This is a genomic window from Enterococcus sp. UD-01 (assembly GCF_044909655.1).
In the GTDB taxonomy this organism is placed as follows: domain Bacteria; phylum Bacillota; class Bacilli; order Lactobacillales; family Enterococcaceae; genus Enterococcus_L.
In genome coordinates this window covers 1-14505 of sequence record NZ_JBIYEU010000021.1, presented here as the reverse complement: position 1 = coordinate 14505, position 14505 = coordinate 1, and the positions used below count along the sequence as shown (strand labels likewise).

General features: G+C 40.7%; 13 protein-coding genes. 2 read left to right on the top strand and 11 right to left on the bottom strand.

The window, feature by feature from the left end; genetic code table 11:
* Positions 1 to 8 precede the first annotated feature (8 nt).
* The 7 genes from ABH902_RS14115 to ABH902_RS14085 form a co-directional block, all read right to left on the bottom strand.
* On the bottom strand, positions 9 to 2744 hold the full coding sequence (locus tag ABH902_RS14115) for a sigma 54-interacting transcriptional regulator (RefSeq protein WP_404591838.1): 2736 nt from the start codon (positions 2742 to 2744) through the stop codon (positions 9 to 11).
* Between the two features lie 200 nt (positions 2745 to 2944).
* The gene (locus ABH902_RS14110) at positions 2945 to 3910 is read right to left on the bottom strand and encodes an SIS domain-containing protein (RefSeq protein ID WP_404591774.1); all 966 of its coding nucleotides are present in this window, start codon (positions 3908 to 3910) and stop codon (positions 2945 to 2947) included.
* 56 nt (positions 3911 to 3966) lie between these two features.
* A complete protein-coding gene (locus ABH902_RS14105) occupies positions 3967 to 4782 on the bottom strand; it encodes a PTS system mannose/fructose/sorbose family transporter subunit IID (protein WP_404591772.1) in 816 nt (271 codons plus the stop codon).
* Positions 4783 to 4795: 13 nt separating this feature from the next.
* Entirely contained in the window at positions 4796 to 5584 is a 789-nt protein-coding gene (locus ABH902_RS14100) for a PTS mannose/fructose/sorbose/N-acetylgalactosamine transporter subunit IIC (RefSeq protein WP_404591771.1), read from the bottom strand.
* 16 nt (positions 5585 to 5600) lie between these two features.
* Positions 5601 to 6071, bottom strand: a complete 471-nt coding sequence (locus ABH902_RS14095) for a PTS sugar transporter subunit IIB (RefSeq protein WP_404591769.1) — start codon at positions 6069 to 6071, stop codon at positions 5601 to 5603.
* Positions 6068 to 6487 carry a PTS sugar transporter subunit IIA gene (locus ABH902_RS14090; RefSeq protein WP_404591767.1) on the bottom strand — a complete coding sequence of 140 codons (420 nt, stop codon included), beginning with the start codon at positions 6485 to 6487 and terminating at the stop codon, positions 6068 to 6070. The genes ABH902_RS14095 and ABH902_RS14090 overlap by 4 nt, the downstream gene beginning before the upstream one ends.
* 208 nt (positions 6488 to 6695) lie before the next feature.
* Entirely contained in the window at positions 6696 to 7106 is a 411-nt protein-coding gene (locus ABH902_RS14085; protein WP_404591765.1) for an Lrp/AsnC family transcriptional regulator, read from the bottom strand.
* A gap of 121 nt (positions 7107 to 7227) precedes the next feature.
* On the opposite strand from ABH902_RS14085, the gene ABH902_RS14080 reads away from it, so the two are divergent.
* Positions 7228 to 7782 (top strand): cysteine hydrolase family protein, encoded by a 555-nt coding sequence (locus tag ABH902_RS14080; protein WP_404591763.1) that lies wholly within the window; start codon positions 7228 to 7230, stop codon positions 7780 to 7782.
* Positions 7783 to 7785: 3 nt separating this feature from the next.
* On the opposite strand, the gene ABH902_RS14075 is transcribed toward ABH902_RS14080, so the two are convergent.
* Complete coding sequence (locus tag ABH902_RS14075) at positions 7786 to 8640, bottom strand: acyltransferase domain-containing protein (protein ID WP_404591761.1); 855 nt, start codon at positions 8638 to 8640, stop codon at positions 7786 to 7788.
* A 211-nt stretch (positions 8641 to 8851) separates the two neighbouring features.
* Between ABH902_RS14075 and ABH902_RS14070 the strand changes: the two genes are divergently transcribed.
* Positions 8852 to 10399, top strand: coding sequence for a chloride channel protein (locus ABH902_RS14070; RefSeq protein ID WP_404591759.1), 1548 nt, complete (start codon positions 8852 to 8854; stop codon positions 10397 to 10399).
* Between the two features lie 582 nt (positions 10400 to 10981).
* On the opposite strand, the gene ABH902_RS14065 is transcribed toward ABH902_RS14070, so the two are convergent.
* The 3 genes from ABH902_RS14065 to ABH902_RS14055 are packed head-to-tail and all read right to left on the bottom strand — an operon-like array spanning position 10982 to position 14363.
* The gene (locus tag ABH902_RS14065) at positions 10982 to 13069 is read right to left on the bottom strand and encodes a hypothetical protein (protein ID WP_404591757.1); all 2088 of its coding nucleotides are present in this window, start codon (positions 13067 to 13069) and stop codon (positions 10982 to 10984) included.
* Complete coding sequence (locus tag ABH902_RS14060; RefSeq protein ID WP_404591755.1) at positions 13053 to 13382, bottom strand: LPXTG cell wall anchor domain-containing protein; 330 nt, start codon at positions 13380 to 13382, stop codon at positions 13053 to 13055. The genes ABH902_RS14065 and ABH902_RS14060 overlap by 17 nt, the downstream gene beginning before the upstream one ends.
* 21 nt (positions 13383 to 13403) lie before the next feature.
* The gene (locus ABH902_RS14055) at positions 13404 to 14363 is read right to left on the bottom strand and encodes a DUF916 and DUF3324 domain-containing protein (protein ID WP_404591753.1); all 960 of its coding nucleotides are present in this window, start codon (positions 14361 to 14363) and stop codon (positions 13404 to 13406) included.
* Positions 14364 to 14505: the final 142 nt, after the last annotated feature.

The window sequence follows — 14505 nt, the reverse complement described above, 5'->3', positions numbered from 1 at the left end:
TACCACTCCTATCCATTGATAATATCATTAATTAAACGCAGCTCAAGATCAGGAATGTGAATAATATATTCATTTTCAATTTCCCAAAAAGCTTGGTGGATAGCTTTTAGCCTACCGCGTTCTCTTTGTAGATATTCTTCCAGATCTTCTTGCTCATCCACACTTTCTTTACGCAGGATACGTTCAATCATGCAGCAGCAATGCAGATAAAGTAAAAATAACTGATTGTTGGAAAACTCTATTCCTAAAAGACGTCCTGCTTCTGCAATTGCCCGCTGCACTAAGCGTAATAGCTTATCCGCATCAAGAATAGTTAAATTCTCAACTATTTTATTAATTGAAAAGTTGAAAATCAGTTCTTCTTTTAAATGCTCATCCTCCAACTCAAAATGCTGCTCTAAAATTGCTACAAAATCAGTAATCGCCGCGCCGTTAATTAATTGATCCAGACTAAGATAAGGGATTTGTTGGATTTTAGGATCCTCCGTGCCGATGATCATTAATACATCGTAGAGCTTAAAAGGTGTTTCGAAGGTTTTATTGTCCAGCAGCTTATGATAGTCATAAGGGATAATCGTCAGCTCGTGAGCGGATTCCCCCAAGCATTTTTGAATAATGTCACGAATTTGATTGGCGCTGCCAAGCCCTGTGTAACAGCAGGTAAGAATAGCTTTTTTCTTTTTAATTTTCGGTAAAGTCATTTGTTTATGAATCTGATGCTTTTCGCCAATTTCTTCATAGATTTCTACAATACTTTTGCCGTTGATAATCTGATTTCCTACTTCTAAAACAAGCGGTGTACTGACGTAATCAATGATTAAAAGCGGTCCGGTTAGCTTGCTTTCCAGCCTCTCACTTAATTGATTAAACGACCCCATATCCACCAGCAAAATCAGACCGGCATCCGTACGATAATCACTAAGATAACGATTCAGCTCTGCTTCGACTTTGTCTAACGTAATGTTGATTGGCATATCATACGCCTGAAAAATGTTTTTCCCCAGCATGCGGTTGACTACATTGGCCAGACTGCTGGCAGTCGAATAGCCATGCGCAAGTACAATACTTTTAACCTCGTTGGGAAAATCAGCAATGTGCAAACTATGGAAATAGAACGTGATAAACAACACATCTTCTTCAAAAACCGGCTGGTCCAGCTGCTGCGAAAGATGAGAAAGCAGCTTTTTAGCGTACCAATGCGGTGTGTTCATGAACGTATCCATAAAGATAGTCAGCTCCTGCCAATAGGCCTGATAGGCCCTCTGAGAAGATAGAATCTCATTTTTATCTTTGAGATACAGATAATTCGCTAGTGCAACCACACGATTACCGTCCTGTGCAAAGCCGTACGTTTCCTGCATAAAATCAAAGGTTTGGCGAATGCTGTAAATCAAAATTTCATAAAAGGATTGATCTTTTTCATAGGATCCTTGGAAAATAAATCCATCCATTAATTCAATCACGCGCTGAATCGTAGTATCAATAAACTGCTGTGTCGTCATTTTTTTCAATTGTAGTCGTTGAAATTCTTCAAGCATTGTTTTAAAAAATTCCCGTAGCTGTCTGGTTTCACGACTTTCTAATTGAATCTGTCTCTTGGTATGGGGAAGATATTTACGATTGACTCGTTCTTTTTTCGGCCGGCTTAATTGCTCTTTGAATTTTAGCATGTATTCGGTTGGTAAGTCCTGCAGGGTCACGATAATCTGCGGCTGGTTCTTTTGGTGGACATAGGCACTGCCGCATGCGTATTTAATGATATTCTTGATTTTACCAACATTGCCTTCCAGATCATAGTTTAGCAGAAAATCCAGCATTTGATAGCTTACTTGAATTTCCCGTGAAAGGATGTTGCTTTCTTCAATGAAAAAAAGATCGATTAGCTGTATACGCTCAGCCTGCGGACGATTTTGAAAATTAGGTAAATGAACAATCACCGGCAAACGACGCAAAAAGGTAGGCAGAAACTCCGTGTAGATATTTTCAGTCGTGGCAAAAAGCAGTCGTACACGAGCTCTTTTGCGTATGCTGTTGTCGCCCATCGGGGAAAATGCACCTGTATCCATAAAAGTAAACAGCTTCTCCTGCCCTTCTTCTGATAAACGATGCACCTCATCTAAAAATAGAATCCCGCCGTCCGCTTTTTCCAGCAACCCGCTGTGTCGTTCATCCGCGCCAGTAAAGGCTCCCTTGATGTGGCCAAACAACGCAGAAGAAAGCAGCTCAGGATTATTAAAATATTGAGCACAATTATACGAAATAAACGGTGCATCTGCGGCAATAACCTGTTCTTCGATCGCATATTCATAAATTTTATTGGCCAAATACGTTTTGCCTGAACCGCTTGCGCCACATAACAAGATTGGCAACCCGCTGTCAGGATACAACACAGCTGTTTTGATTTGATCAAGGGACGTTTTCAGACTGCCAGAAGCTCCGATGACCGTATCAAGAGCCCTATGAGTGAGCGGCTGCTCCAGTCGCAGCTCATCAATAGATTGAAAGATTTTTTTTTTAAGCGTAAGTCCTATATCCAGTAACGCCTGCTTATGCAAAAAAAGAGTCGGGTAGCTTTTAATTTTTACCAATTCGTTCTCGCGAAACGCTTGATTTAAATAACTGCTCATCGTACTGCGATTTAGCTGTAGCGAGCGGGCAATATGATGAGTAGAAAATACTTCTTCTGGTACCTCACGAAACTGTAGTGTCAAGTCATATAAGTAATCGTTCATTTCTTTTCTCATCTTCATCACCTATCCCTGTTATTTCATACATTCATTATAACTTTTTAACTAACTGCACGTTCTTTTATCTAAAAGTCGGTTAGATTCAAGCAATCAGATTTTATGAAATTGCGAAGAAATTGACTTTTGATTACCGTTTCTATGTATTTAGAGTGTGAGTCTAAAGTAAAAGCACCTTAGGCTCACACTCTTTTTCACTTTTAGTAGGTAAGTTTCCACATATAACGACGCTTGGTTAAGGGATGTTCTCTAGCCGCGGCCAATGCCTCTGCGTACACACGGAAGACAGCAGTAACGATGAATGGATTGAAGTAATCAAGCACCTCAGCGGCAATGTGACTGGACAAGCCAAAGTCCAATGCATCAACCACCTGTACCTTTGCATTAAAGCGTTCCAGGAACGTCAATGCTCTGGCATCAATCGAGCGCGTTTTACCTTCATTCATAAATAAAATAAACGGTACGTCTTTATCAACGATTTCAAAGGGTCCATGGAAAAATTCACCTGAATGGAATGTGCCTGAATGAAGCCACTGCATCTCCATCATTAAGCAAATAGAGGTTGAGTAGGCTACTTCAAGTGTAGCGCCGCTGCTCATTACATAAATCTGTTGGTCATCTTTAAAACGTTCAGCAAAGCTTTTTGCATCCTTTCGTGCTGCTTCCGCACTACTTTGAGCCAGCTCGTAAATCGCAGCAAAACCGTCCAGCATTTTGTTGTAATTAGTATAGCCTTCCACTTGGTTTAGCAGCTCAACCGCCAGCTCCAGACAATAGCCGGTTTTTTCCAGTTTTGCGGCATAGCTTTCTGCAAAGCCGTGATAAATGACGTAATCAGCATCTTTTGTCAGCGGAGAATCCACGCTTCTGGTTAAACTAATAACGGTCGCGCCCTTGTCTTTAGCGACGGCATTCGCTTCAACTGTTTCCGGTGTCGTACCGCCTAAAGAAGCAGAAATAACGACCGTATTTTCATCTACAGAAGCAGGTGTAGCGAAATTAAATTCATTTGCTGTATAATGACTTACTCGCAAGACTTGCGCATTTTGTTCCAAAAAATATTTGGCAGGATATAAGTCAGCTTTAGACGCCCCACAGCCGACAAAGATTACGTTTTTAACCTCTTGCTTTGCAACAATTTTTTTGACAATTTCTTTTGGATTCATTTTCTGAATTCCTCCTTGGTTTCTATTTATTTAATCCCCTAATAGGTGATTGCGCCTTAATTTAAAATGCCTAAAACACTCATAAGTATGCCGCCGACAATACAGATCAAAAGCATTAAGCCGGTGCGCACTTTTCTTTGCAGCAGATAATACATGAAAAAGGTCAGTCCTAACGGCAAAATCTGCGGCATAATATTATCCAGCACATCCTGCAAAACAAAGCTCTTGCCCAGCTTCAACGGCGTTGTGATGCCAATCATACTGGCAATCATCGAACCGATAACCATTAAACCGACAATTGAGCAAACATACATCACTTTATCCATCAAGCCTTCCTGATAAAGCTTGGATAAGTATTTATTGCCCATGTTGTAGCCGATTTTACCGCCGTAATAAGTCACTAAATACGATGGCACAAAGGAAATGAGCAACGCTAGAATAGGACCTAACACACTGCCCTGCTGTGCTAGATTAATGCCCAACCCGAAGGCCAGCACTCGAATAGTTCCTTGGAAAAAGGAATCACCGACTCCTGACAGTGGTCCCATCAAAGAGGTTTTTACCGCACTGATAGTTTCAGGATTAAAATTTTCAGGATCTTCGTAATATTGTTCCTCCATGGAAGCCGCCAGTCCCAGTACGAAAGCGCTGGTTTGCGGAGTACAGTTGTAGTACATCATATGCCGTTCATACGCTTCTTTTTTTCGTTCCTCTTCTTCCGGATTTTTATAAAGGTTATCTAAAATCGGTGCAATACCGTACATAAATCCCATATTCATTTGTCGCTCATAATTCCATGAAGCCTGAATTGCCCAAGAGCGCCAGAAAAACTGCATATACTTCCAACGGTTCGGATCTTTCGTTTTTTCCATTTGTTTGCCCTCCTTATAAGTCATCTTCCAGTGGATCCGGCTCAGCAGCAGCCTGGTTGCCTTGCTGTGATGAATAATTGTTCCCGATTTGTGCCATGACAAAAGCTACAATGCAGGCAAAAGCCGCTACTCCAGTAATATTTAAGCCGGAATAAGCCGTGACTAAAAAGCCCAGTAAGAGAAACGGCACCATCTTCCTGGTCAGCATCGTCTGTAGCAGCAACGCAAATCCATATGCCGGCAGCACCTTACTAGCTACGGTTAAGCCATTGGTCAACCATTCAGGAATCATATCCACGATCTGCTTGACTAAATCCGTGCCAAAATAAATCGCTAGAAAAATCGGAATAAAATACATAAGTGCATAGAGCAGCGTGCCATAAAGAATATGAACCTTGCGAGCGTTGGCAAATTTACCTTGAATAATCAACTTGTCAGCGGTGTGGGTTAAGTTGGATAAAATCGTCCGCATTAAAATACCCAGCATTTGACCCAGCACAGAAATCGGGATAGCAATCGTTAATGCCGTTTCTGCATTTGACTTGGACAAAATCGCGAACGCAGTAGCAATGATGGACGCCATATTCATATCCGGTGGCGCAGCCGCACCAATATTCACTAACCCTAACGAAATCAGCTCCAACGAAGCTCCCACCAATAACCCCTTTTCCAAATCTCCCAAAACCAGACCGACTAAAGTACTGACAATCAGCGGTCGTTCAAAGTTCATCCGTCCTAACAAACGTGAATCCATAATACAAAATACTCCAATCAGACCTAAAGCAATGGACTGAAACAACATAGCGACTCCTCCTTTTTTAAATCATTTTGTTTAAATCCTCTTTTCTTGACGTTGGCACCTGCTGAATAAATTGTGTGATCCCCATCTCCTTTAAGGCCTTCGCATCCGCAATCTCCTGCTCGTTTAGAAAAATCGCATTGCTAAATTGCTGAGAGCCTTCTTTTTTTATAATGCCGCCATAATTAATCGCGTCAATGTTTGGATAAGCGGTACAAAATGCACGTACTTCACTCGTATTACCGAAAATCAGCATGATATTTTCATTCAATTGCTCAACCTTCGGCATTTTTTTAAGGGCTTCATCAACAGAAAAGATGTTTAATTTAATGCCGGTTGGTTTTGACAAATTCAAAGACATTTTCTTAAATTCGTCTTGTGCCGCCACGTTGTCCACTACAATAATGCGATGAATATTCAGCGACTTACTCCAAGAAAAAACCACTTGTCCGTGTAGCAAGCGGTGATCAATTCTGACTAGTTTAATCATAGATCATCAGCTCCTAACTCTATCTGTTTGTGTAATAACTGCTCGCAGTCAACCAAGGCTTCACGGCTTTCTTCAATTAACTGAGTGAGCGTATGCTGCTCGATGTTGCCTACTTGTGTAGCCAAGGAAATCACTAAAGGTAAATTCATGCCGGTAATCACATGTAGCTGGGGATATTGCTGTAATAAATAAAGCATTTCATTATTAATGCTGCCGCCTAAAATATCAGTCAAAATATAAACATTCTCTGTACCGATTTCTTCCAGTAATCTTTGAATCTGATCATCAATTTTTTCATCCTCATCACGAAAAGCAGATAACGCATAAATTTGATTTTCTGTGCCAATCAGCATGGATACTGTCTGCTTCATTCCTTGCGCTAATTCGCCATGACTTGCCAAAATAATTTTATTCATCCGTCTGACCTCCTCCTTACCAGTACAGCTTTCTATTAAGCAAAACCTGTGCCAAAAAAGTGTTGAGCTGGTTTTCATGTCTTTGCTTTACTCTTTGTCCGCCTGTTCAACACAATGTGAGAAAAGGGCTGGAACTGTTGGGAAAAGTGTTGAAAAAAAACGTCCCGCAATTATTTGCGAAACGTTTTTTCTGTATTTATTTTCTTTCTTAAAGATTACCAGTCGTTTGTGTTTTATCCGCAACAACGGCTTCTACACTATAACGCCCCCATTTTGACACCTCTTCAATGAAAGCTGTCAGCTGGGCTTGAGAAAAATGCGCGATAATAACATAGCAGGCTTGACCGGAAACCTTATAGATCGCGGAAACTGCTGTATAAGTATTTACCGCCTGTTCAAATGCAGTATACCGATTCGAATCCATAAACACTCGGATAAACTGCATCTGCGCATGCTTTAGCTTAACGCTAAAATGCTCAATGATTCCTTTTTCCTGCAATTTTAAAATTCTCGCACCTACTGCTTGTCCGGTTAAATGAATCCTAGCGCCAATCTCTTTGTTTGTTAAACGGCTATTTTCCGTCAAGATTGCCAGAATTTGTTCATCAATCGAATCCATTTCTCGCTCACTTCTTTCATCATGAAATTAATTAGACGTTTACTCTTTCACCAGAGCCTGTTGCACCTGTCAAAAATTCTCTATACTAAGTATAACAAATAGCAGAAAGGTATGTGAGCAGATGAAACAAGCCTTAGTCATTATCGATGTACAAAACGATTATTTCCCAAAGGGTAAAATGGCTTTACACGAACCTGAAAAAGCCTTAGCCGCAATTCAAAAGCTGGAAGCCTATTTCAACAAAAATAAGCTGCCAATTATTTATATTCAACATGTTAAGGAAAGTCCGCAGGCTGATTTTTTCGGGCGTAATACTACGGGAGCTGCGCTTCATTCCGGCTTAGCTGCTGATAAGCATTCCATCATCATTGAAAAGCATTACCCAAATTCGTTTCTTGATACCAGCTTACAATCTGCCCTGACGAAGTTAGCGGTTGAGCAAGTCGTCATTACTGGAATGATGACCCACATGTGCGTAGATTCTACCACTCGCGCCAGTGCAGAGCTGGGCTTTCAGCCAATATTAATTGCAGATGCTACCGCAACAAAAACATTGACCTTTGCTGAAACCAGCGTTTCCGCTCAAGCCGTTGAAACTGCCTTTTTAAGTGCTTTAACGAATTTTGCCGACATACTTACTACAGACGAATTTTTAGCTTCCCATAGCACTCAATGATTCTTAGCTTCTAAGAATTCCTAGCGCAGAACCAATCGCTTGACCGGTCAACAAATGAGCCTTAGCCGCTCTTTGTAGACTGGTCTGTTCCGGATAGCTGCTGACCTGCTCATCCACACGACTAAAAATCCAAGGAATCCCGCTATTATCCTGAAGATCAACGGCAAGAATTTCATAAGCCTGTGCGAATTGATACAGCTTTGCTGTCGGCTGCAGCCACTTGCTCAAATTCGGCGACAACAGCCAAGTCTCTGTATACATTACTTCATACGGATAAGCTGGAAAATGTGTATGGAAAAACTCCTCCGCTTTTTGATAACTGACGGTAATTTTTTCAGGTGTCAAATCAGCATCCGATGGAATATGGATAGAAAGACTGACCTTCCCATTTAAAGCTGGATACTTGCTCGAATACGGCAGCTGAAACTGCTCAAATTCCAGTTCGTCCAAGCGGAAAATCAACCCGCTGGTATAGCGCCACATCCAAAAGCCACGATCAAACACATACTTTCCAGTGACACGAAAATGCTCCAAAACAAAACGGGTAAAAGCTTTCATTGTAGCGATATAAATATCTTTAGAAATATGCAATGGTTGATAGATAGTTTCCCAGCTAAGAGCAGCAGCATATAAATAAAGCGCTAATTCAGTGAACGATTCCTTTTGATAGGCTTCTGTCAGCTGATTAGCGGTACTTTTGGCAGCAGTCGGATCTACTAATCTGCGGCCATAATCAGAAAAAATTTCGGCAGGAATAACGGCAGCTTTTTGCTGCACCTGTTCTCTAGCTGTTACGGGAAGCTCGATTGCTTCAGCTAAAGCAGTGATTTGAGCAAGAATGGTTTGTTTATCTATCATTTTTTCAACTCCATATATTCGACTTTTCATTATTATACTATCCTCTTCCGCCTGCAGCAATTTGAAGCACGATTATCGCTAATCCTACAAGCAAATGATGGTTCGATTAAAATGAGCTTAACTGCCATTGAAAATAATGAATCTTTTTCAGAAAATCTTGACTTTTTCAGAATATGAGCTACATTTATTACTGGATATGGAGTGATTTTCTTTGGAGAAGCAAAAATACGAAATAAAACGTTTGGATGGCACGAGAATTCAATTTATTCTAAAAGGGGTCGTTGTAGGAGTTTTCGTAGGTTTTATCGTGAGCCTCTTTCGTCTTTTAATTGAAGTCCTTGGCGAGCAGGTGGTGAAGCTTTACCATTTCTTTCATGAACAGCCGCTTTGGCTGGTCGGCTGGGTCATTCTTGCTGTTATTATGGCGCTGTTTGTCGGTCGTTTGGTAAAAAGCGAGCCGGATATTAAAGGCAGTGGTATTCCTCAGGTTGAAGGTCAGCTACAGGGAGTCATTCACTTGAATTGGTTTTCCGTACTGTGGAAGAAATTTCTAGGCGGAGTGATCGGTATCAGCGCAGGTCTCTTTTTAGGTCGTGAAGGCCCTTCGATTCAATTAGGAGCAGTGATTGCCCAAGGCTACAGCAACTTTTTAAAAAGTACCAAATCAGAAGAAAAAATATTAATTTCCAGCGGTGCCAGCGCCGGACTAGCGGCAGCTTTTAATGCGCCAATTGCCGGTTTGCTTTTTGTATTGGAGGAAATTCATCATTCCTTTTCACCTTTGGTTTGGCTGACTTCTTTTTCTGCAGCGCTAACTGCCAATTTTATTTCATTGAATTTCTTTGGCTTAAAACCCGTTTTAGCTATTGGTGAAATTAAATCATTGCCGCTGCATTATTATTGGATGCTGATTTTATTGGGCATTATTCTAGGTATTTTAGGCTTTGTTTATCAAAAGGTGCTGTTATGGCTGCCAAAAGCTTACGGAACCCTTCGTTGGCTGCCGTCACATTATTATGGTTTAGTGCCTTTTCTATTAGTTATTCCTATCGGTTTTTATCTGCCTAATATTTTAGGCGGCGGTAATCAAATCGTCTTATCTTTTGCCGATCAATCTCCAGCTTTGTGGAGCTTGTTGGCGCTGTTTGTGATACGGTTTGTCTTTTCAATGATCTCTTACGGCTCTAATCTACCCGGCGGCATCTTTCTGCCGATTTTGACTTTGGGTGCGATTATTGGTGTGTTTTACGGCGTGTCCTTCGTTGAGCTGATGGGTATGGATCCGGTTTTTATTAAAAACTTCCTGATTTTTGCTATGGCGGGATACTTTACAGCCATCGGGAAAGCACCGTTGACAGCGATTATTTTAGTCACTGAAATGGTCGGCAATTTTTCTCATCTGATGCCTTTGGGAATCGTTGCTTTGATTAGCTATGTAGTGGTTGATGCTTTAGGTGGTAAACCGATTTATGAAACCTTATTGGAAAGATTGGTGGAACCTACAATCGACAATATCAGCGGTCGGAAAACAATCATTGAATTTCCGGTCACTGCCGAAAGCTCGTTAGATGAAAAAATGATCCGCGATTTTAAATGGCCGGAAAATATGCTGCTGACTTCAATTAGACGCGGTGAAACAGAAATTCTTACTCACGGTGATACCGTCATTCATGTAGGCGATGTTTTGATTATATTGACAGATGAAGGAATTACCCAGAAAATAAAACAAGAGCTGCGTAGACGTACGTTAAATAATTAACCGTTAAAACAAGCTGCGTACTACCACTTATTCAGAAAAGAGAGAGGTCGGGACAGAAGTGCTAAGCCCTGAGAAATAAGAAGGAATTCACGAAAATTGTTTTTCAAATTTTTGTGAATTTCGGCTTATTTCCGAAGGGGCTGCTTCTGTTCCCGCCGTTTATTAGTATTTTGAGTGTGTGGCAAAAGTGTTCTTTACTTTTGTCTCACACTCCTTTACTTATGAATCAACGGTGCACATTTGTCAGGGCTTCGGTAATTTCATAAAATTCGCAAATACGAAAACCGCATTTGTCGTCTTTTACTCCAATTACTCGACCCTAAACGACTAATGGACAACCTCGATTGAACGGTGCACATTTGTCAGGATCTTCGGTAATTTCATAAAATTCGCAAATACGAAAACCGCATTTGTCGTCTTTTATTCCAATTGCTCGACCCTAAACGACTAATGGACAACCTCGATTGAACGGTGCACATTTGTCAGGATCTTCGGCAATTTCATAAAATTCGCAAATACGAAAACCGCATTTGTCGTCTTTTATTCCAATTGCTCGACCCTAAACGACTAATGGACAACCTCTTAGCTAGGTGCATCTACAAAAGTCCACTTTAAGGTGCCTTTGTATTTACCGATTTTATCTGTGGGTTTTAGCTTCAATTTCAGTGCCTCTTTCAATGACAGCTGTGCGCTGCCGCTGCCTTGCCAAATCAACTGATCTTCATCATTTATATTCGTTTGCTCATTTTTATTCATAAACACGAACCGCTTTGAAAGCTGGTTTCCCTGCACATCCGTTAACGGCTCTGTTTCCCGAATTTGAACTTTCCAATTGCTTTGGTCCAAACGACTATTGTCCTCTACTTTCAGCACTTCTTTAGTGTCAGCAGCGACAGTTACTTCCATCGCGGGGATACTTCTTTCAGCGAAGGTAATAGTATTTGGTACTGTAAATTGTGGTCCGGTTTCTGGAACGATCATTCTAATTTCTTCGTTAGAGTTTTGACCCTTGTCATCTTTGATATAAAAGGAAACTTTCTTATTCAGCCACTCTTTCGGCGCTTGAAAATGCAATTCACCCTCTACCTTATCAGCTGGGTTCTGATAGCTTTTCAATTGTCTTTCATCCTGTCCGCATTTTGCCAGCACAGAAATAGTAGCACTCGCTTCCTGAGAAAAAGCAAATGGGATAATTCGCTGACCGGTAAAGCGGGAGACATAGAGAGGCTCTTCATTATTTTTCAATTCAAACTGCAGCGGTTTCCCTTTGCGGTAGCGGTGATAAATTGTTTGGTCTTCCGGCAAGAAAATTCCATGATCTTCCTGCTCATTCTTGAGTGGAAAATAACCTTCCACCTTCGGATATTCAGCACAACTATCAAAAGGAGTCGTCAAAATCCCTTGCTTTATTACATTGGGGATATTCAACAGATTATCTTGCTCGTCAAGAAAAGCTACCGTTACTTTTCCTAAATAATTAACCTGAGTTGTACCTGCTTTTTCTATCGGCTGTTCGTCATTAATTTTAGTTTGAACAGAAAATGGCAAAGCTAATCGATCCTCGGAAATTAAGTTTACATCAACAGGCTGTTGCCTTCCTTGCCATTTCAAACCGACCTCGTACTCTAAAACCGTATCATACAAGCGACTGTCTTTCGGGTCTTTAGCCGTTAACAATAAATTTCCCGCTTCATCGAGTTTATGCTCAAACAGCTCCGTTACATCCTGTCCGCCATAATTTTTTATTTTTACTTCTCCCAGTTCATATTGTTTTGTCTGGCGGACTTTTTCTAAATTGAACAAAAGCTGAATCGAATTTGCCTCTTTCCATTGTTCCACATTAGGCATGGTTTGCTGCGCTTTTAAAGAAACGTCCTGATCGGCTCTTTCACAAGCCTGCTCCAACGCATAGGCAGCCGGAAATTCTGGTTCAGCCAAAAAATCCGTACGATAAACAATGGAAGAGGGCGTACTGTCATTATTGTGAACTACATAAGTCAACTTTTGTACCGGTTTAGTTACCACCTCAAAACTTTGTCTAGGATCACGCCAAGGAATGCCTGGCGTGATATTTTTTAAATAAAGCCATTGATCATCGCCGTTGCCGTTCCATGTATCATAAAGAATATGCGTAGGATTATTTGCATACAAATCATCCAGTATCTGCCCCGGATTTCGATACCCAATATATTTATTCGTGTTTAATCCGTAATAATTGAACGCTGTTTTAACAGTCAACGGCTGATTTTCTTTATCAAAAAACTCATAAGTAACAACCATCTCGCCTGAAATATCAATCCCTAAAAAGTAGGATTTGGTAAATGAAATTTCCCCTCCATTGAGGTTACTTTTATTGCGCTCAATTGTGACTTTTAAATTGACCTCTTTTCCTTCATAAACGCCAACATTTTTAAGCAGCACACTACTGACATTCGTCTGGCGATTGACGGAGATATACCCGCCGTGAAATTCCCCTTCGAGCGGTTCTACCGCTGTTTTTTCTCCATAATGCATGACAAACGTACTATCTGCAGCGTTTTTTGACTGATTTGCCCAATGAAAATAACCAAGCTGTGTCAGTGGTCTCGGTGCAGCTTCACCAAAAGTAGGCATCAAAAATAATGCTCCGATAAAAATAAGCATACCAAGCAGTTTATCTATTCGCTTCATTCCGTCTAGCTCCTAACTTTTCCCAACAATAAAGACAACTAAAGCCGATCAGCAACACAGCTCCAAGAAACGTTAAAAACCAGCTTGTTTGCTGATTCGTTTTTGGAAAAGTGGCAAAAAGTGAACGTGAGGATGCTGTTTTGGCTAGCGGTTCTGTATTTACTGTCACTTTTTCCATAGGAATAACCTGATTTTTACTGCTTTTTTGATAGAACGTAATCCCAACATCACTTGTTACCTGTCCTTGTGCTGAGGCTGGCAACGCTAACCCAAACAACAGACATAAAGCAATTACGCAGATCCCTTTTTTCATCCGCTCCCCTCCATTCTAATGCTACCTCTTATCGCGCCGTAATTTCGCAATATACCAAACCAGCCCTAAAATTATTATGAGAAAGCTCACTAAAACAATATATAGAACTAAATAATGATTCTCTTCTTTTTTCACTTCCACCGCTTCTTGATTTAGTTTCTCATCCTCACCTTTGATTGCAAAACTCTTTTCCAGATGCCAAGCTTTTCCCGAAGGCGCCTTTAATAAAATGCTTAACTGATACTGTCCTTTTTTTAATGGTTCATTTTCCCAGCTAATCGGCAGTTTAAAGGGTGAACGCGGTGCAAATGAAACTTTTTTCTTCACTTCCCGCAAGACTTGCTTCTCGCCTTTTTTTGTCACAGTTGCCGTCATATCTAGTTGACTCATAACAACAGGAACTGGATTTTCTAAAGTAGCGAATACAGTCAGATAGCCATTTTGCAACCCAGGCTTAACTTTAGTTAAACGTATATCAGGTGCAACTGTTTCATCCGAACATTCAAGACGAACCCCAATTGTATAAGCAAATTGATTTTCCAAACTAAAGCCATCACCTTTGTTTTCCTGATCTTTTGTATCTTCATAGCAATAAAATCCGCCTAAAATCGTTCCGGTAAAGCCTGCTTTAGGAATCGTTAGTTGAAATGACACCTCACGTTCTTGGCCCGATTCCAACGTAATTGTCTGTGGCTTGCTAATCAATTCTTCAAAAGTCGGCCCACCTAAAAGCTTTTGCTGATGCTTAGAATAATCCAAAGCGCCATTTTGATTCGTATGAGCATTGTTGGCTTCAACCTTTACACGAATCGGCTTTTCACTGGTATTTCTCAATTTCAAAGTGAGCTGCTGTGTTGCCCCGGGCTGTACCTTTAGATCATAGTAGCTGACATCTGAACGTTGATTGTCAGGCAAAACGGCCTGAGCATCAAAGGAAACCTTATTTGACTCCGCAGAAGCACGGATAGAAAATCCGAGCATCGCTAGACTGAAAAGACTAATGAAAAAAAGAGGAAAGAAGATGTACCGACCCCCAAAAGTTAGACCTAAAAATCTAACTTTTGGAGGTTTTTTTGTATGGCAAAGTACAGTTTTGAATTAAAATTACAGATTGTTCAAGAAT